18 protein-coding genes and 1 tRNA gene are annotated in these 17,870 nt (G+C 70.9%); 9 read left to right on the forward strand and 10 right to left on the reverse strand.

The annotated features are described in order from the left end of the window. Nucleotides 1-59: 59 nt before the first annotated feature. The 3 genes from P0Y31_RS11290 (at nt 60) to P0Y31_RS11300 (ending at nt 7,290) form a co-directional block, all read left to right on the forward strand. Nucleotides 60-3,698, forward strand: coding sequence for an efflux RND transporter permease subunit (locus P0Y31_RS11290; protein WP_275869392.1), 3,639 nt, complete (start codon nt 60-62; stop codon nt 3,696-3,698). A gap of 30 nt (nt 3,699-3,728) precedes the next feature. Continuing rightward, nucleotides 3,729-6,878: an efflux RND transporter permease subunit gene (locus P0Y31_RS11295; protein ID WP_275869394.1), complete on the forward strand. Its 3,150-nt coding sequence runs from the start codon at nt 3,729-3,731 to the stop codon at nt 6,876-6,878. 256 nt (nt 6,879-7,134) lie between these two features. Then, nucleotides 7,135-7,290 carry a DUF2510 domain-containing protein gene (locus tag P0Y31_RS11300; RefSeq protein ID WP_275809209.1) on the forward strand — a complete coding sequence of 52 codons (156 nt, stop codon included), beginning with the start codon at nt 7,135-7,137 and terminating at the stop codon, nt 7,288-7,290. Between the two features lie 9 nt (nt 7,291-7,299). On the opposite strand, the gene P0Y31_RS11305 is transcribed toward P0Y31_RS11300, so the two are convergent. The 3 genes from P0Y31_RS11305 to bcp are packed head-to-tail and all read right to left on the reverse strand — an operon-like array spanning nt 7,300 to nt 8,403. Next, nucleotides 7,300-7,593: a co-chaperone GroES gene (locus P0Y31_RS11305; protein ID WP_275869846.1), complete on the reverse strand. Its 294-nt coding sequence runs from the start codon at nt 7,591-7,593 to the stop codon at nt 7,300-7,302. A gap of 46 nt (nt 7,594-7,639) precedes the next feature. Beyond that, entirely contained in the window at nt 7,640-7,909 is a 270-nt protein-coding gene (locus P0Y31_RS11310) for a DUF3618 domain-containing protein (protein ID WP_275869396.1), read from the reverse strand. A 23-nt stretch (nt 7,910-7,932) separates the two neighbouring features. Next, complete coding sequence (bcp, locus tag P0Y31_RS11315) at nt 7,933-8,403, reverse strand: thioredoxin-dependent thiol peroxidase (protein WP_275869399.1); 471 nt, start codon at nt 8,401-8,403, stop codon at nt 7,933-7,935. A 106-nt stretch (nt 8,404-8,509) separates the two neighbouring features. Between bcp and P0Y31_RS11320 the strand changes: the two genes are divergently transcribed. From P0Y31_RS11320 to P0Y31_RS11335, 4 genes are read left to right on the forward strand one after another with little or no spacing between them, the layout of a single operon-like run. Further along, nucleotides 8,510-9,211, forward strand: a complete 702-nt coding sequence (locus tag P0Y31_RS11320) for an energy-coupling factor ABC transporter permease (protein ID WP_275869401.1) — start codon at nt 8,510-8,512, stop codon at nt 9,209-9,211. After that, on the forward strand, nt 9,208-9,576 hold the full coding sequence (locus P0Y31_RS11325) for a PDGLE domain-containing protein (RefSeq protein ID WP_275869403.1): 369 nt from the start codon (nt 9,208-9,210) through the stop codon (nt 9,574-9,576). The genes P0Y31_RS11320 and P0Y31_RS11325 overlap by 4 nt, the downstream gene beginning before the upstream one ends. A gap of 2 nt (nt 9,577-9,578) precedes the next feature. Next, nucleotides 9,579-10,340, forward strand: a complete 762-nt coding sequence (gene cbiQ, locus P0Y31_RS11330; protein ID WP_275869405.1) for a cobalt ECF transporter T component CbiQ — start codon at nt 9,579-9,581, stop codon at nt 10,338-10,340. Further along, nucleotides 10,337-11,086, forward strand: coding sequence for an ABC transporter ATP-binding protein (locus P0Y31_RS11335; protein WP_275869407.1), 750 nt, complete (start codon nt 10,337-10,339; stop codon nt 11,084-11,086). Before cbiQ ends, P0Y31_RS11335 begins: the two co-directional genes overlap by 4 nt. A gap of 17 nt (nt 11,087-11,103) precedes the next feature. Here the strand turns inward: P0Y31_RS11335 and P0Y31_RS11340 are convergent, their stop codons facing one another. Beyond that, nucleotides 11,104-12,438 (reverse strand): CoA transferase, encoded by a 1,335-nt coding sequence (locus tag P0Y31_RS11340; protein ID WP_275869410.1) that lies wholly within the window; start codon nt 12,436-12,438, stop codon nt 11,104-11,106. A gap of 207 nt (nt 12,439-12,645) precedes the next feature. On the opposite strand from P0Y31_RS11340, the gene P0Y31_RS11345 reads away from it, so the two are divergent. Continuing rightward, nucleotides 12,646-13,341 (forward strand): LamG-like jellyroll fold domain-containing protein, encoded by a 696-nt coding sequence (locus tag P0Y31_RS11345; RefSeq protein ID WP_275869413.1) that lies wholly within the window; start codon nt 12,646-12,648, stop codon nt 13,339-13,341. An 83-nt stretch (nt 13,342-13,424) separates the two neighbouring features. Here the strand turns inward: P0Y31_RS11345 and P0Y31_RS11350 are convergent. Next, nucleotides 13,425-13,506, reverse strand: a tRNA-Leu gene (locus P0Y31_RS11350). Nucleotides 13,507-13,565: 59 nt separating this feature from the next. Between P0Y31_RS11350 and P0Y31_RS11355 the strand changes: the two genes are divergently transcribed. Then, nucleotides 13,566-14,366, forward strand: a complete 801-nt coding sequence (locus tag P0Y31_RS11355) for a deoxyribonuclease IV (protein ID WP_275869416.1) — start codon at nt 13,566-13,568, stop codon at nt 14,364-14,366. Here the strand turns inward: P0Y31_RS11355 and rdgB are convergent. The 5 genes from rdgB to murI are packed head-to-tail and all read right to left on the reverse strand — an operon-like array spanning nt 14,363 to nt 17,847. Then, nucleotides 14,363-14,974: an RdgB/HAM1 family non-canonical purine NTP pyrophosphatase gene (rdgB, locus tag P0Y31_RS11360; protein WP_275869419.1), complete on the reverse strand. Its 612-nt coding sequence runs from the start codon at nt 14,972-14,974 to the stop codon at nt 14,363-14,365. The genes P0Y31_RS11355 and rdgB overlap by 4 nt on opposite strands. Next, nucleotides 14,971-15,717, reverse strand: a complete 747-nt coding sequence (gene rph, locus P0Y31_RS11365) for a ribonuclease PH (RefSeq protein ID WP_275869421.1) — start codon at nt 15,715-15,717, stop codon at nt 14,971-14,973. The genes rdgB and rph overlap by 4 nt, the downstream gene beginning before the upstream one ends. 31 nt (nt 15,718-15,748) lie before the next feature. Then, the gene (locus P0Y31_RS11370; protein WP_275809250.1) at nt 15,749-16,240 is read right to left on the reverse strand and encodes an ASCH domain-containing protein; all 492 of its coding nucleotides are present in this window, start codon (nt 16,238-16,240) and stop codon (nt 15,749-15,751) included. Nucleotides 16,241-16,276: 36 nt separating this feature from the next. Then, the gene (locus tag P0Y31_RS11375) at nt 16,277-17,044 is read right to left on the reverse strand and encodes an MBL fold metallo-hydrolase (RefSeq protein ID WP_275869424.1); all 768 of its coding nucleotides are present in this window, start codon (nt 17,042-17,044) and stop codon (nt 16,277-16,279) included. Then, nucleotides 17,041-17,847 (reverse strand): glutamate racemase, encoded by an 807-nt coding sequence (gene murI, locus P0Y31_RS11380; protein ID WP_275869426.1) that lies wholly within the window; start codon nt 17,845-17,847, stop codon nt 17,041-17,043. The genes P0Y31_RS11375 and murI overlap by 4 nt, the downstream gene beginning before the upstream one ends. Nucleotides 17,848-17,870: the final 23 nt, after the last annotated feature.

Below are 17,870 nucleotides of genomic sequence, written 5' to 3' on the forward strand. Positions count from 1 at the left end.
TCCCTGTGGGTGCTCGGTAGCGCCGGGACTGCTCGTGTTCTCACCGAAGGGAATTCGCCATGCGCCGGTTGATCGAGGTCGTGCTGAAGTTCCGGCTCCTCGTCGTAGCCCTTGCCGTCGGCCTCGTCGCCGTCGGTGCGACCCAGCTGAGAGACCTTTCGGTCGACGTGCATCCGGAGTTCTCCCCCACCCAGGTCGAGGTGCAGACCGAGGCGCTCGGGCTCTCGGCCGAGGAGGTGGAGCAGCTCATCACGGTGCCGCTCGAGCAGGACCTGCTCGTCGGTGTGCCCTTCCTCGACGAGATTGAGTCCGCCTCGCTCCCCGGCCTGTCCTCGGTGGTCATGACGTTCGAGCCCGGCACTCCCCTGCTCGACGCGCGGCAGGTGGTGCAGGAGCGCCTCACCCAGGCGGTGGGGATCGCCGGCCTGCCCGCGGTCGCCAAGCTGCCCCAGATGATCCAGCCGGTCTCCGCCAACCGGCGGGTGTCCATGATCGAGCTGTCCTCCGAGTCGCTCAGCCAGATGGACGTGTCGGTGCTCGCCCGCTGGGTGATCGGCCCGCGGCTCATGAGCGTTCCCGGCGTGGCCAACGTGTCGGTCTGGGGCTTCCGCGACCGGCAGCTGCAGGTGCTGGTGGACCCGGCCGAGCTGCAGCGGAACAAGACCACGCTCTCGCAGGTGATCTCGACGGCCGGCAACGCCCTCGAGGTCTCCCCGCTGTCCTTCCTCGAGGCCTCCTCACCTGGCACCGGCGGCTTCATCGACACGGTGAACCAGCGCCTCAACATCTTCCACGAGCAGACCATCACGACGGCTGAGGAGCTCGCCCAGGTGCCGCTGGAGTCGGCAGGCGAGGGTGCAGCCCCTGCCCCGGCCGGGCGCACCCTCGGCGACGTGGCCAAGGTGGTCGAGAGCTCGCAGCCCCTCATCGGCGACGCTGTGTGCCCCGGCGGCGAGAAGTGCCTGTTCCTGGTGGTCGAGAAGTTCCCGAACGCCAACACCCTCGAGGTCACGAACGGCGTCGAATCGGCCCTCGCGGCGATGAGGCCCGGCTTGGCCGACGTCGCCTTCGACACCTCGCTCTACCGCCCCGCCACCTTCATCGAGTCCTCCCTCGAGAACCTGGGCTGGGCCCTTCTGCTCGGCGGCGGGTTGCTCCTCCTGGTGCTCGGCCTGCTGCTGTGGGACTGGCGACGGCTCGTCATCAGCGTCGTGGCCATCGCAACCTCGCTGGGCGCTGCCGTCACGGTCCTGTACCTCACCGACACCACGGTCAACTTCATGGTGACCGCAGGTCTGGTGCTCGGCCTGACGGCCGTCGTCTACGACTCCGTGGTCGACCCCGACCGCCTGGCCAGGAGGCTGCGCGCCGGCCGACGCTCCGTCGACGGCACCGGCCCGGCACCCGACCAGCGCGCGACCGTCACCACCACCACAGCGGACACCCGCCGTACGCTCCTCTTCGCCACGCTCGTGGCGGCGAGCGCGACGATCCCGCTGTTCTTCGTGCAGCGCGAGGGCGAGGCGTTCTTCCCGCCGCTCATGCTCTCGTACCTGCTGGCCATCGCGGTCTCGATGGTGGTGGCCCTGACCATCACGCCGGTGCTGGGCTTCATGCTGCTCGGCCGAGGCGCCACCACCAGCCCGACGGCCCCGTGGCTGCGCCGGCTCTCCGGCGGGTACGAGCGCAGGGCCCCACGCCTGGTGGGCCGTACCGGTCTCGCCCTCATCACCGCCGGCGTGCTGGCCGTGGCCGGCCTCGCGGCACTGCCCTTCCTGGACGTGTCGCTGCGTCCGATGCTGAAGGAGCGCGACGTGCTCGTACAGCTCGAGGCCCCTCCCGGCACGTCGCTGCCGAAGATGAGTGAGCTCGCGCGGCAGGCCGTCGACGACCTGGGTGAGATCCCAGGGGTCACCAACGTGGGCGCGCAGGTCGGGCGCGCAGTGACGTCCGACCAGATCGTCAACGTCAACTCGGGTCAGGTGTGGGTCAAGGTCGGCCCGGACGCGGACTACGACGGCACGGTCGCCGCGATCGAGAGGACCGTCGGTTCGCTGCAGGGGGTCTCGACCGACGTCCTGACGTACTCGGAGGAGCGGGTCACCGACATCCTCGGGCAGTCGGACGATGACGTCACCGTCCGGGTCTACGGGGAGAACGAGCAGGTGCTCTCCGAGAAGGCCGACGAGATCCAGCGCGCGGTGGCCGGCGTCGACGGCGTCACCAAGGCAACCGTGGAGCGCGCCCTCGACGAGCCCACGGTCACGGTCAAGGTCGACCTGACGCGCGCCCAGGCCGCCGGTGTGAAGCCCGGCGACGTGCGGCGGGCAGCTGCCACCCTGCTCGGCGGGATGACCGTCGGCAACCTCTTCGAGCAGCAGAAGGTGTTCGACGTGGTGGTCTGGGGGGCACCCGAGATCCGACAGAGTGAGCAGCAGATCGAGGACCTCCTGGTGGACACGCCCGACGGCGGCCAGGTGCGCATCGGTGACGTGGCGACCGTCGCGGTGGAGCCGAACCCCACCGTCATCCGGCACGAGTCGGTGTCCACCTACCTCGACGTGTCGGCGAGCGTCTCCGGGCGCAGCATCGAAGCCGTGCTCGACGAGGTGGACGACCGCGTGAACAAGGTCACCTTCCCGCTCGAGCACCACGCGGAGCTGCTCGGCGACCACAACACGTTCACCTCTGAGCAGACCAGTCTCATCTGGGTCTCCATCGCCGTCCTCATCGGCATCTTCCTGCTCCTGCAGGCCGCGCTGCGCAGCTGGAGCCTGGCCTCGGTGGCGCTCGGCACGCTGCCGCTGGCCCTCGCGGGTGGCGCGGTCGCGGCCTGGGTGACCGGTGGCACCCTGACCATCGGGTCCATCGCCGGGCTGGTCGCCATCGTGGGGATCGCCAGCCGAGCAGTCCTGGTGCTGCTCCACGGCTACGAGGAGCTGCAGCGGTCCGAGGGCGTTCCCTTCGGTTCCGACCTCGTGGTGCGGGGCACCCGTGAGCACCTCTCCTCCACCCTGGTCGCCCTCCTGGGCACGGCGGCGCTGTACGCCCCGCTGGCTGTCGCCGGCGACGCCGCCGGCCTCGAGATCGTCCAGCCCATGGCAGTCGTCGTCCTGGGCGGCGTCGTGGCCACGGCTCTGGTCAACCTCCTCGTCGTGCCGGCCCTCTACCTCGCGCTGGGCCGCACCCCGGACGGGTCCCGGTGGACCGACGACCTGTCGGAGCCCGTCGTCCCCGCCCGGCGTGACGAGCCGGTGACCGAAGGGGTCATGCGCCGGATCCGGCCGGCCTTCCTCGCGGCGCCGCTCGCCCTCGGCCTGGCCGGGTGCGGCGGTGCCATCACCGACTCCTACGAGATCGAGCACGAGCCGGCCAGCGTGGAGACCGTCGCCGGGAGCGACCACCTCCGCGTGGTGCTGGAGGAAGAAGCCGCCAAACGCCTCTCCGTCGCCACCAGCACCGTCGTCAGGGACGGCGACCACCTGGTGGTGCCGTCAGCGGCAACCTTCATCGATCCCGAGGGCCACTGGTGGGTCTACACCAGCCCCGAACCCCTGGTGTACGAGCGCCACAGCATCACCGTGGCCACTGAGGCCGACGGCATGGCCTACCTCTCCGAGGGGCCGCCGGCCGGGACGAAGGTCGTGACGACCGGGGTCCCAGAGATCTACGGCGTCGAGGACGCGGTCGGCCACTGACGGCCGACCGAGGCAGAGAGGGCTCCAACCATGCGCTGGATCGTCGCGTCAAGCCTGAAGTTCCGCTACATCGTCGTCGCGCTCACCGCGTTCCTGATGTTCTTCGGGGTCCAGCAGGTGGGGAACACCGCCGTGGACGTCTTCCCCGAGTTCGCGCCGCCCAAGGTCGAGATCCACACCGTCGCGGTCGGGCTGGCACCGACCGAGGTGGAAGAGCTGATCACCATTCCCCTCGAGCAGTCCTTCAACGCGATCCCCGGCGTGGACACGATCCGGTCGCGCTCGGTCGAGCAGCTCTCACAGGTCGTGCTGTTCTTCGACAAGGGCACCGACCTGCTCGAGGCGAGACAGCTCGTCGCCGAGCGCATCGCCCAGGTCACCCCGACCCTGCCCACGTGGGCTGCACCACCGGTGATGCTGCAGCCGCTGTCCGCCACGAGCCGGGTGCTCAAGATCGGTCTGTCGTCGTCCGACCCCGAGATCGACATGATGGACCTGTCCATGACGGCCTACTGGAAGATCCGGTCTCGTCTCCTGCGGGTGCCCGGTGTCGCCAACGTGCCGATCTGGGGCGAGCGGCTCGACATGCTCCAGGTACGTGCCGACCCGAAACGTCTGGCCGAGCAGGACGTGACCCTCGAGCAGGTCATGACCACGACGTCGGACGCCCTCGACGCCGGGCTGCTGCGCTACTCCCCCGGACACTTCATCGGTCGGGGCGGGTTCGTCGACGGAGCCGAGCAGCGCCTCCAGGTGCGGCACATCCAGCCCATCGTGACCCACGAGCAGCTGGCCGGGCTGCCGATCGTCAACGGCGAGGGGCGCACGATCCGTCTCGACCAGGTGGCCGACCTCGTGCGCGACCACCAGCCACTCATCGGCGACGCGGTGATCAACGAGGGCGACGGGCTGATGCTCATCGTCGAGAAGCTGCCGTGGGCCAACACCCTCGACGTCACCAAGGGCGTCGAGGAGGCCCTCGACGAGCTCGAGCCGGCGCTCACCGGCATCGCCGTCGACTCGGCGATCTTCCGGCCTGCGACGTTCATCGAGGACGCCATCAACAACCTGACCCGCGCCCTGTGGCTGGGCGCGCTGCTGATGATCGGGATGCTGATCCTGTTCCTCTACTCCTGGCGCACAGCGCTGGTCAGCGTCGTGGCGATTCCGCTGTCGCTCATCAGCGCCATGCTGGTGCTGAACTGGAGCGGCGCGACGATCAACACGATGATCCTCGCCGGCTTCGTCATAGCCCTGGGCGACATCGTCGACGACGCCATCATCGACATCGAGAACGTCGTCAGACGCCTGAGGGAGCACCGCGCCACAGGCGGCACCAGGTCGACCGCCCGCGTCATCCTCGACGCCTCGCTGGAGGTCCGTGGCGCCATCGTCTACGCCACGGTGATCGAGGTGGTCGCGATCCTGCCGATCTTCATGCTGGCCGGGCTGTCCGGGTCGTTCTTCCAGCCCCTGGCGCTGGCCTACGCGCTCGCCCTGCTGGCCTCCATGGTCGTGGCGCTGACCGTCACCCCCGCCCTGAGCCTGATCCTCTTCCGCAGCGAGAAGTCGCTGGCCCACCGCGAGTCACCGCTCGTCCCCCCCATGAAGCGCGCCTACGAGAGGATGCTCGTGAAGGTGGTCCGGCGGCCTCGCGCGGCGTACGCCGCCGTCGCGGTGGTCACCGCCGCCGGGCTCGCGGTGCTGCCGGTGCTGGGGCAGTCGCTGCTGCCCAGCTTCAAGGAGCGCGACTTCCTCATGCACTGGCTGGCCAAGCCCGACACCTCGCTCACCGAGGAGGTGCGCACCACCAAGGCGGTCAACGCCGAGCTGCTGACCATTCCCGGTGTCCGCAACGCGGGCTCGCACATCGGCAACGCCCTGCTCGGTGACGAGCCCTACGGGGTCTACTTCGGGGAGAACTGGATCAGCGTCGACCGGTCGGTCGACTACGACAAGACCGTCGACAGCATCAAGGGCGTCGTCGACGGCTACCCGGGCATCTACCGCGACGTGCTCACCTACCTCAAGGAGCGCATCCGCGAGGTCCTCACCGGCAGCAGCGAGCCCATCACGATCCGGGTGTACGGCCAGGACCTCGACGAGCTCCGCAAGAAGGCCGAGGAGGTGGACGCCATCCTCGGCGAGGTGCCCGGCGTGGGCGACCACACGGTCGACTTCCAGGACAACATCCCCCAACTCAAGGTCGAGGTCGACCTCGCGAAGGCGAAGCAGTACGGCGTCAAACCCGGTGACGTCCGTCGCGCCGCTGCCTGGATGATGGCGGGCGAGGAGGTCGGAGACCTGTACATGGGCGGCAAGGCCTACGACGTGCAGGTCTGGACCGCCCCCGAGGTGCGCAGCAGCGTCACGGACCTGAAGAACCTGCCGATCGACACCCCGAGCGGCGAGCGGGTCAAGCTCTCGCAGGTCGCCGACATCAGCATCGAGCCGGTGCCGAACGTCGTGCGCCACGAGAACCTGTTCCGCGCCCTCGACGTCGAGGCCGGTCTCGACGGGACGCGTGACCTGGGGTCGGTGGTCAAGGACATCGAGAAGCGGATGGACCAGGTCGACTGGCCGCTGGAGTACCGGGCGGAGATGCTCGGTGAGTACACCGAGCGGCAGCAGGCCCAGCGGAGCCTGCTCATCGCCAGCGCCGTTGCAGCCTTGGTGATCTTCCTGCTCCTCCAGGTCTCCTACAACAACTGGCGTCTGGCGACGCTGTCCTTCCTCACCCTGCCGGTCGCACTCGTCGGCGGCCTGCTGGCTGCCTATCTCTTCGGCGGCAAGGTGATCTCGCTCGGGTCGTTGGTCGGCTTCCTCACGGTCTTCGGCATCGTGGCCCGCAACGGCATCATGCTCATCAGCCACTGCCAGCACCTCGAACGCGAGGAGGGCGAGCCCTTTGGCCCCAACCTGGTCATCCGGGCGGCCAAGGAGCGGCTCGTGCCGATCATGATGACCGTGCTGACGACCGGGCTGGCCCTGATCCCGCTGCTGGTCACCGGGTCGATCCCCGGCCAGGAGATCGAGCACCCCATGGCGGTCGTCATCATCGGCGGCCTCATCATGGCCACCCTGATCAACCTGTTCGTCGTGCCGTCGCTGTACCTGCGCTTCGCCAAGCGTCGGCCCCGTCCGTCCAAGGGCGCGCAGGAGGCCGCCCAGCCGGCCTGACCCCACCACCCCCCAGGTATGCCGCGGACTCACCCCCGCGGCATACCCGTGCCCCGTCCACGGGGCACCACCAGGCGCTGGCCACCCGCCTCGTCCGCCTGTCCTACGCCGGCATCGGACGAACGGGCAGGATGCTCGCGCGCCTGCGAGGGCAGGGCTGAGGTCTCGGTCACACTGGATACCGGCGACCGGAGATGCTCCGGCGCCGGCAGGCGGCAACGGCGCCGGCTGTGGAGGACGAGCAGGGAGTGCAGTCATGCCCAAACCCGCTGGGTGGTACCCCGATCCGCAGGTCGAGCGGCAGCGTCGGTACTGGGACGGCCAGAAGTGGACGGAGCGCCGGGCACCCGTGGTGATCCCCCGCTCGAGCCCCTACCTCGAGCAGGTGCAGGCCCGCAGCACCCAGCACTAGGGCACCGGCTCAGAGGTAGAGACCGGTCTGCCCGTCCTGGACGCGCTGGGCGGCCACTGCGTGGATGTCCCGCTCCCGCAGCAGCACGTAGTCGCGTGACTGCAGCTCGACCTCGGCGCGCTCCTCGGGGTCGAAGAGGACCCGGTCGTCCACCTTCACCTGGCGCACGCTCGCGCCCACGGCGACGACCCGCGCCCACGCCAGGCGCCTGCCGATGCTGGCCGTCGCCGGGATGACGATGCCGCCGCCGGAGCGCCGCTCCCCCTCGGTCTCCATGGACACGAGCACGCGGTCGTGCAGCATCCTGATGGGGAGCCGCTCGGCAGGGTCCTTCCTGTCGGCCACCGTTTCAGCCGCGGCGGCGGCGCCACACGCCCAGGCCGATCAGGGCCACGGCGGCGGCGGCGAGCGCGGCCACCCGCTCGGTGCGGAGCTGGCCGTCAGGCGTCTGGGTGGCGTCGACGAGCTTGGCCTTCAGGCCCTCCACCTGGCGCCGCGCGATCTCCTTGGGCGCCGTGCGGTGCTGCAGCTCGTCGACGGTGTCGGCGAGACGCACACGTGCCGCCACGATCTCTGCCTCGATCTGGTCCACCGACCTGTTCTGGGTGCTCTCACTCATGCCTGGCTCCTTTGCGACCTAGTTCAGTCGAGCCCGAGGTCACGGCGCAGCTTGGCGACGTGGCCGGTGGCCTTGACGTTGTACCACGCGTGCGTGACGGTGCCCTGCTCGTCGAGGACGACCGTGCTGCGGATGACGCCCTCGACCGTCTTGCCGTAGAGCTTCTTCTCGCCGAAGGCCCCCCACTTGCGCATGACCGCCCTGTCCGGGTCCGAGAGCAGCGTCAGGGTCAGCGCGTCGCGCTCCCGGAACTTCGCCAGCTTCTCCGGCTTGTCGGGCGAGACACCGATCACCTCGTAGCCGTCCTTGCGCAGCGACTCGAGGTTGTCGGTGAAGTCGCAGGCCTGCTTGGTGCAGCCGGGAGTCATCGCCGCCGGGTAGAAGTACACGATCACCTTGCGGCCGCGCAGGTCCGACAACGTCACCTCACCGCCCTGGTCGTCGGCCAGGGTGAAGTCGGGGGCGGCGTCCCCGGGGGTCAGGCGGTCGCTCACGGTGGCTCCTCGCGCACATTCGTTATTGCAAATGATTTGCAATAGACTCGTCTCCAGTTGGTTCCAACGTATCCCAGCCGCCCCAGAAGCACCTCAGGAGTCGCTCGTGCACGTGCCAGACGGATTCCTCGACGTCCCCACGTCGCTGGCGACGGCGGGACTGGCGGTCGTCGGCGTCGGGGTGGCACTCCGTGGCGCCCGGCGCGAGCTCGACGACCGCACGGCTCCCCTGGCCGGACTCGTGGCGGCATTCGTCTTCGCCGCCCAGATGCTCAAGTTCCCCGTCGGGGCAGGCACCTCGGGCCACCTGCTCGGCGGCGCCCTCGCTGCCGTGCTGGTCGGGCCGTGGACCGCCACGTTGAGCATGTCCGTGGTGCTCCTCGTGCAGAGCCTGTTCTTCGCCGACGGGGGGCTCACCGCGCTCGGCACCAACATCACCCTCCTGGGCATCGTCGGCGTGTGGACCGGCTGGCTGGTCTTCCGCGGCGCCCAGCGAGTGCTTCCCCAGCGTGCCTCCATGGTGGTGCCCGCGGCGGCGGTCGCCGCGCTCGTCTCGGTGCCGGCAGCGGCGCTCGCCTTCACGGGCCTGTATGCCGTGGGCGGCCAGGTGCCCATTCCCTTGGTCCCGCTCGCGATGACGATGGTGGGCTGGCACACGCTGATCGGCCTCGGCGAGGCAGCCATCACGGGCCTGGCGGTCTCCACCGTGGTGCTCGTGCGGCCCGACCTCGTGCACGGCGCCCGGCGGGTGCTCGCCCGACGGCAGCTGGTCGTGGTCAAGCCCGAGCAGGACTCGGTGGCCGCATGAGGCGCGTCAGCACCCGAGTCCTCGTGGTGACCGGCCTGCTCCTGGCGCTGTTCCTGGCCGGAGTCGCCTCGTTCTACGCCTCCAGACACCCCGACGGCCTGGAGTACGTCGCCGAGCAGGCCGGGTTCGCCGACACCGCGCGGGAGCACGCCACCGCCGGCTCGCCGCTGGCCGACTACGCCACGAGGGGCGTCTCCGACCGGCGGGTCTCCGGCGGTCTCGCCGGTGTCGCGGGCGTCGTCATCGTCGGCGCCCTCGGCGGCGGCCTGGCGAGGGTGCTCCGCCGTCGGCACAGCGACGACCGGTCCGCGACGGCCGAGCCGGGCGCGTCCGAGCGCGACCACCCGACCTCGGTGGGCAGGTAGCCGTGGGCGCCGGTCACGGACACCACCTGCACTTCCACGGGCACTCCCGGCTGCACCGGATGCCCGCCCACCTCAAGCTGGTCGCGATGCTGTCGTTCGTGGTGCTCGTGGTCGCGACACCACGTGAGGAGTACTGGGCCTTCGGTGTCTACGCCGTCCTGCTCCTGGGCGTCATCGCCGTCTCCGGCGTTCCCTTCGGCTACCTCGCCAGACGCATGGTCGTCGAGGTGCCGTTCGTGGTCTTCGCCGCGCTCATGCCCTTCGTGGCAACCGGGCCACGGGTCGAGGTCGGGCCGCTGACGCTCTCCGAGCAGGGCCTGCTCGCCGCCTGGGGCCTGCTCGCCAAGGGCACCCTCGGCGTGCTGGCGTCCCTCACCCTCGGGGCCACCACCGAGCCGCGCGACCTGCTCGCCGGGCTCGAGCGGTTGCGCCTGCCGCACCAGCTGGTGCAGATCATGGGCTTCATGATGCGCTACCTCGAGGTGGTCACCAGCGAGCTGAAGCGCATGCGCATCGCCCGCGAGTCGCGCGGTTTCGCGGCCACCTCCGTGCGCGCCTGGCCTGCCCTGGCCTCCACAGCGGGCGCCCTGTTCATCCGCTCCTACGAGCGGGGTGAGCGCATCCACCTCGCGATGCTCTCCCGCGGCTACAACGGCCGGCTCCCGCTGACCCACCAAGCCACGGCGACGCCCGCGCAGTGGGCCCAGGCCGGCATACTGCCCGGTCTCGCCCTGGCCACGGCGGTAGTGGCGGTGGCGCTGTGAGCACGCCCGTCCTGGACGTCCGCGGACTGGCCTACGCCTACCCGGACGGCCACCAGGCGCTGTACGGCGTGAACCTCCACGTGCACCGCGGCGAGCGGGTCGCGCTGCTGGGCCCGAACGGCGCCGGCAAGACGACGCTCGTGCTGCACCTCAACGGCATCCTGACCGCCGGCGCCGGTTCGGTGGAGGTCTCCGGGCTGCCGGTGGCCAAGGACAACCTGCTCGAGATCCGCCGGCGCGTCGGGGTGGTGTTCCAGGACCCCGACGACCAGCTGTTCATGCCGTCGGTGCGCGACGACGTGGCGTTCGGCCCGGCCAACCTCGGGCTGCGCGGGGCTGCGCTTGAGAAGCGGGTCGTCGACGCCCTCGACCGGGTCGGCATGGTCGACTTCATCGACCGCCCGCCGCACCACCTGTCGTTCGGGCAGCGGCGCCGCGTGGCGGTGGCCACCGTACTGGCGATGGAGCCGGAGGTCCTGGTGCTCGACGAGCCGTCGAGCAACCTCGACCCGGCGTCGCGGCGCGAGCTCGCCGACATCCTCAGGTCGCTCGACGTGACCGTGCTGATGGTGACCCACGACCTGCCCTACGCCTACGAGCTGTGCCCCCGGTCGGTGGTGCTCTCCGACGGCGTCGTGGTGGCCGACGGGTCGACCCGCGACGTGCTCACCGACGACGCGCTCATGGCTGCCCACCGCCTCGAGCTGCCGTTCGGCTTCGACCCCCGGGTGGTCCCGGCCCCCTGACCCTCCGGCCGCGGCACCTACGACTGTGCCCACTCGGGTCGGTCCGATCCCCACCGCCGGGCGGGCCACGCGAACTGGACGGGTCCGTCGCCGATCCGGAACGCCGGGCGCGCCTGCACGACGCGGCCGTAGTCGGTGTCCGCCGTGGTCAGCCACGGCGAGGGGTCACCGACCGGGTGCGCCGGCGCGTCGAGGGCGTCGGTGCGCAGCAGCCAGTGTGCGGTGCGGGCAAGGTGCGCCTGCACCCGCCAGGTGCCACCGACCTCGGCGCGCCTGCGCAGCGCCGCCATGACGCCCGCTGCGAGCAGGTAGCCGGTGGCGTGGTCGAGCGCCTGGGCGGGCAGCACCCCGGGACGCTCGCCATCGCCTGACTCGATCAGCGCGATGCCGGTGGCGGCCTGCACGATGCTGTCGAACCCTCGACGCGCCCCCCACGGACCGTCGGGGGTCCAGGCGCTCAGCGAGGCGACGACCAGCGACGGGTGGCGCGCCGCCAGCACCTCGCTCCCGAGGCCGAACGCGGGGAGTGCTCCCGGCCGGTAGCCCGTGACCAGCACATCGGCCCTCTCCAGCAGTCCGTGCAACCGGTCGCGGTCCTGGGCCCGGTGCAGGTCGAGCAACGTGGAGCGCTTGCCGCTGCCCGTGTCGACGTGCTGGGGCTCCAGCTCGGGCAGGGTCGGCGAGTCGACCCGCAGGACCTCGCAGCCGAGGAAGGCCAGCGTCCGCGTCGCGACGGGTCCGGCGATGACCCGGGTCAGGTCGAGCACACGGGGACGACGCGAGAGTGGCACCGTGGCGGCGGGGGCGACCGAGTCGACCGAGAGCACCGGGTGGGCCTGGACCGCCTGCGCCTGCTGACCCGCGAACCACTCGCGGTGGTCGCGCACCCGCACGGCGACGCCGCCACCGCGGGTGACCCGGTCCTCGACGTCCTGCGCCGCGAGCTCGCCCACGGCCGCCCCCAGGCCCTCCCGGGTGGCGTCGGCCGGCAGCTGCAGGGCGTGCAGCAGCCGCTCGCGGTGGTGGGGGTAGTTGGCGTGGGTGCGAACCCACCCGTCAGCGGCCCGGAAGAAGCCCGACAGCGGCGCGAACGACTCGCGCGACCGGCCGTCGACGCTCAGGGAGGAGTCGCTGCGGAAGGCCACCGACACCGCGAGCGGGTCCACGAGCACGCGGTCCCCGCCCACGGCGGCCAGGCCGGCCAGACCGGCCGCGGCCACCGCTCCGCAGGCAAGGGTGTTGACCGGCAGCCTCGACGGCAGGCCGTTGCCGCCGGCCACGGCCAGCCGGTCTGCGGCAAAGTCCTCGTCGAGGTCGAGTGCCGGAAGGACCTCGCGCAGCAGGTGGTTCACCCTCGTGATGCTAGGGCGTGGCCGGGCGAGGTCGTGGTCGAGCAGGCGGTCACCCTTTCGTGTGACCCCTTGGCGCCAGTGGTTACGTGGTTGGGCGTATTTCCCACCGCGAGCCTCTCGCTCCGCGCGGACGCGTGCCACCATGTCGACGTGCGGTGGCAACCGCGCATGCGTGGGGAGGACCAGATGGGGGCGACGGACATGCGCATGAGCTCACGGAAGTCACGGGTCGGGCTTGCCCTGGTGGGCAGCGTGGGTGCGCTCAGCCTGGCAGCGTCGCCGGCTGTGGCCGCCCCGACGACGGCGGCTCTCTGGCACATGGACGAACCGGCCGGGACGAGAACGATGGTCGACTACTCCGGCTGGCACAACGACGGCAGTGTTCCAGCGGGGGTCACTGCCGGCATCGCGGGAGCAGCCGGCAACGCCTACCACTTCGACGGCCGCTCGCTGGTGCGGGTGCCGCACGACTCCTCCCTCAACCCGGGCACGGCGCCGATCACGATCAGCGCGTGGATCCGGGTGCCGGCCAACCTGGTCAAGGGCGACTACAACGTCGTGCAGAAGGGCGTGGCGACCACGACGGGCGGCGCCTACAAGCTGGAGATTCACGCGAGCACCACGACGAAGTTCGGCTTCCCGGCCTGCGCCTTCAACGGCCCGACCACGGCCAAGAACCGCGTCTACGGACCGGTGCGGGTCAATGACGGGAAGTGGCACCGGGTCGAGTGCCACCTGACCGCCACGCAGGCGTATGCCGTGGTGGACGGCCAGAGCGGGCCGGTAGCCAAGCGCGCGGTCAGCTCGATCTCCAACACCACCGACGTGACGTTGGGCGGCAAGCCGACCAACAAGCACTACTTCGTCGGCGACCTCGACGAGGTGTCGATCCGGATCGGCTAGTCGCGCACCGGCGGGGGCGGGTCCTTCCTCTGTGTCGACAGCTGCTGCCGTCGCCAAGGATTCCGGTGCCTGAGTCTTCCGGGTGCGCAAGGCGGGACTTGAACCCGCACGCCCGAGGGCACAGGAACCTAAATCCTGCACGTCTGCCAATTCCGTCACTTGCGCGCGGCGCCCACTGTACTGGCCGGGGAACCCCTGTCCGTGGAACGGCCTAGGCTCGAGCCATGGCATCACCAGCACTCGGCGCCCACGTCGACCAGGCCGACCCGATCACTGCAGCCCAGGAGCGCGGCGCCACCATCGCGCAGTTCTTCCTCGGCGACCCGCAGGGCTACAAGGGCCCGGAGTGGGAGTACGCCGGTGGTCCCGAGGCGCTGCGGGCCGACGCCGAGGTGGCTGGCATCGAGCTGTACGTCCACGCGCCCTACCTGATCAACGTGGCGACGACCAACAACCGGATCCGGATCCCCAGCCGCAAGCTGCTGCAGCAGCACATGGACGCGGCCGCCTCGATCGGCGCCAAGGGGCTGATCGTCCACGGCGGCCACGTCAACAAGGCCGACGACCCCGAGAAGGGCTTCGACAACTGGCGCAAGGCGGTCGAGGCCACGGACCTCAAGGTCCCGCTCCTCATCGAGAACACCGCCGGTGGCGACAACGCGATGGCGCGCCACCTCGACCGGATCGGGCGGTTGTGGGAGGCCATCTCGAGCGCCGAGGGGTTCGAGATGGTCGGCTTCTGCCTCGACACCTGCCACGCGCACGCCGGCGGCAACGACCTGGCCACGGTCGTCGACGACGTCCGCGCCATCACCGGGCGCATCGACCTGGTGCACTGCAACGACAGCCGCGACGAGTTCGACTCCGGAGCCGACCGCCACACCAACCTGGGATCAGGCCTCATCCACCCCGACGAGCTCGCCGCCGTCCTGCGCTCCGCCCGGGCGCCGGTGGTCGTGGAGACACCGGGCGGCGTGGAAGGTCAGACCGCCGACCTGGAGTGGGTGCGCCAGCAGCTCGCCTAGCTGCACAGCAGCTCGCGCAGGTGCGGCACCATCGCCCGGAACGCCTTGCCGCGGTGGGAGATCGCGTTCTTCTCCTCCTTGGACAGCTCGGCGCAGTGACGCGTCTGCCCCTCCGGGACGAGGATCGGGTCGTAGCCGAAACCGTTGGTGCCCTTGGGTTCCCGGGCGACGGTGCCCGGCATACGGCCCTCGGCGGACCGCACGGTGCCGTCCGGCAGGGCGAGCACAGCGGCGCACACGAACGCCGCACCTCGGTGCTCGTCCTTGACGTCGGCGAGCTGGTCGAGCAGCAGCTCGAGGTTGGCGCGGTCGTTGCCGTGGCTGCCCGCCCAGCGGGCGCTGAAGATGCCGGGCGCGCCACCGAGAACGTCCACGGCCAGACCTGAGTCGTCGGCGATCGAGGGAAGGCCCGTCGCCCGGGCCACCGCGACCGCCTTGAGGCGGGCGTTCTCCTCGAAGGTCACGCCGTCCTCGACGACGTCGGGCACGTCGGGGAAGTCGGCAGCGCCGACGATCTCGAGCCCGAGCTCGTCGCAGACGTCAGCCAGGATGTGCTGCAGCTCGACGACCTTGTGCTGGTTGCGGGTGGCGAGCACCAGCTTCGTCATCGCACGCGCTCCCGAGGGGTCGCGGCGAGGGCGCCCTCCTGCAGGGCCGTCAGGTCGGCGCAGCCCTTGGCGGCGAGGTCGAGCAGGCCGTTGAGCAGGTCGCGGTCGAACGGCTGGCCCTCGGCCGTGCCCTGCACCTCGACGTACTCCCCCGAGCCGGTCATGACGACGTTCATGTCGGTGCCCGCGCCCACGTCCTCGGGGTAGTCGAGGTCGAGTACCGGCCCACCGTCGATGATCCCGACGGAGATGGCCGCCACCGACCCGGTCAGCGGCTTGGCACTCGCCGACAGCAGCCCCTTGGCCCGGGCGTCCTCGATCGCGTCGACCAGCGCCACGTAGGCGCCGGTGATGGCAGCGGTGCGGGTGCCACCGTCGGCCTGCAGCACGTCACAGTCGAGCACGATCGTGTTCTCGCCCAGCGCCTTGGTGTCGATGATCGCCCGCAGGCTGCGTCCGATGAGACGGGAGATCTCGTGGGTGCGTCCTCCGACGCGGCCCTTGCGGGACTCGCGGTCGCTGCGCGTGTTGGTCGAGCGGGGCAGCATCTCGTACTCCGCGGTGACCCAGCCGGTGCCCTGACCCTTGAGCCAGCGCGGGACGCCGGCGGTGAAGGAGGCGGCGCAAAGCACCCGGGTGCGGCCGAACTCCACGAGCACGCTTCCCTCGGCGTGGTCGAGCCAGTTGCGCGTGATGCGCACCTCTCGGAGCTGGTCGGGGGCGCGGCCGTCGTGACGAGTCATGGCCGCAAGGCTAGCGACCGGCCGCTGCAGGTCAGTCGTCGGCGTGCTCCGGCGGCCACACCACGGCGAACCGCTCGAAGACGCACTCCAGGTTGTCGTCGTAGTCCAGCCCCATCCGGGCGCACGACCGCTGCCAGTAGCCGCGGTGTGCGTCGAGCCACCACTCGCGGGTGCGCTCGCCCTCACCCTCGTCGTAGGCGAAGGCCTCGTCCACGCTGGCGACCGGCCCCACGCGGAGCTCGAGGGAGCGCATCACCAGGCGCGGCTGCCCGCGTCCGTCGCAGGCGATCCAGTGCGACCCGATGCGTGGGAGCTCCTCGTCGCCGTCGGCGAACTCGGCCACCAGCGCGGCGGTGGCGCGCTTGGGTCCGTTGATCACCGCCTCGAGCAGCTCGTCGGCCATCTCCGGGGAGTCGCCGAAGTACTCGGCCGGCGGCGACTCGGCGTCGTGGTGCCGGTCCGGGTGGGCCTTCGTGTACGCATCCCACATCCGCTCAGCGGCGGCCTCGTCGATGGTGATCACACCGCCACCCTAGGGCGACGTCACCTCACGCCGGGGCTAGATCGCGTAGGTGGCGTCGGGCCTGGCGAGCTCCACCTCACCCGGCCACACCGCGGCGGCCTGCGCACGGCATACGGCCGGGTCGTTCCACGACGGCAGGTGGGTGAGCATCAGCCGCGACACTCCCCCGGCATCCACCGCGGCCTGGGCGGCGCGGCTGCCGGAGAGGTGGATGTCGCGCGCGGCGTCGCGACCGTCGACGAACGCGGCGTCGGCGAGCACGAGGTCGGCACCGGTGAACAGCGGGGTGAGCGCGTCGCAGGTGTCGGTGTCACCGCTGTAGGCGAGGACCCGGCCGCCGGCCTCGACCCGGAACCCATAGGTCTCGACCGGGTGGTTGACGCGGAACGGCGTCACGGTGAACGGCCCCACGGTCACCGGCTGCTGGTCGGTGAGCCCGTGGAAGACGAACTCGTTGTTCATCCCCCCGTCGTCGAGCCCGTGGTAGGCCAGCTCGATCCGCTCGGCGGTGTCCTTGGGCCCGTAGACCGGGAGCGGGTCCGACAGCGGGCCCGACGGCTGGTACTTGCGCGTGACGTAGAGGCCGAGCAGGTCGACGCAGTGGTCGGGGTGCAGGTGGCTGACCATCACGGCGTCGAGGTCCGCCGGGTCGATGTGGCGCTGCAGCGCGCCGAGCGCCCCGCTGCCGAGGTCGAGCAGGAGGTTGACGTCGCGGCCGTCGTGCTCGGCGCGCAGCAGATAGCTCGACGCCGGCGAGTTGGGGCCGGCGAAAGAGCCCGAGCACCCCACGATGGTCAGCCTCATGCCGTCACCACCGAGGCGGGACGGGCGGCGACGGCCTCCGGTCCGAGGAACCGCCGGGCGAGCCGGGCGAACTCGTCGGGGTCGCCGGTGGTGAGGAACTCGTGCTCGGGCTCCGGCAGGTGGTCGGGCCGCAGCGCGTCGGCGTCGGCGAGCAGGCGGAAGACGTCCTTGGCGGTCTCCTCCGCACTGGAGACCAGGGTGACGCCGTCGCCCATCACGTAGGAGATGATGCCGGTCAGCAGGGGGTAGTGGGTGCAGCCGAGGATCAGCGTGTCGACGCCGCGGTCCTGCACCGCCGCGAGGTACTCGTGGGCGACGCCGAGCAGCTCCGGGCCGCTGGTGATGCCGGCCTCGACGAACTCGACGAACCGCGGGCACGGCTGCGAGGTGACCTCCACGTGGGGCGCCGCGGCGAAGGCGTCGACGTAGGCGCCGGACTGGTGGGTGCCGCGGGTGGAGATCACGCCCACCCGCTGGTTGCGGGTGGCCGCCGCAGCGCGTCGCACGGCCGGGCGGATCACCTCGACCACGGGCACGTCGTAGCGTTCGCGCGCGTCGTGCAGCACCGCCGCGCTGGCGGTGTTGCACGCGATGACGAGGGCCTTCACACCACGCTCGACCAGCCGGTCGAGGCACTCGAGGGCGAACTCGCGGGTCTGCGCGATCGGCCTGGGGCCGTAGGGCTGGCGCGCGGTGTCTGCGAGGTAGACCACGGGCTCGTGGGGCAGCTGGTCGAGGACCGACCGGGCGACGGTCAACCCGCCGTAGCCGGAGTCGAAGATCCCGATCGGTGCATCTGCCACCGGACAAATGTAGTTCGGGGCAC

Source organism: Knoellia sp. 3-2P3 (assembly GCF_029223115.1).
Lineage (GTDB): Bacteria > Actinomycetota > Actinomycetes > Actinomycetales > Dermatophilaceae > Pedococcus_A.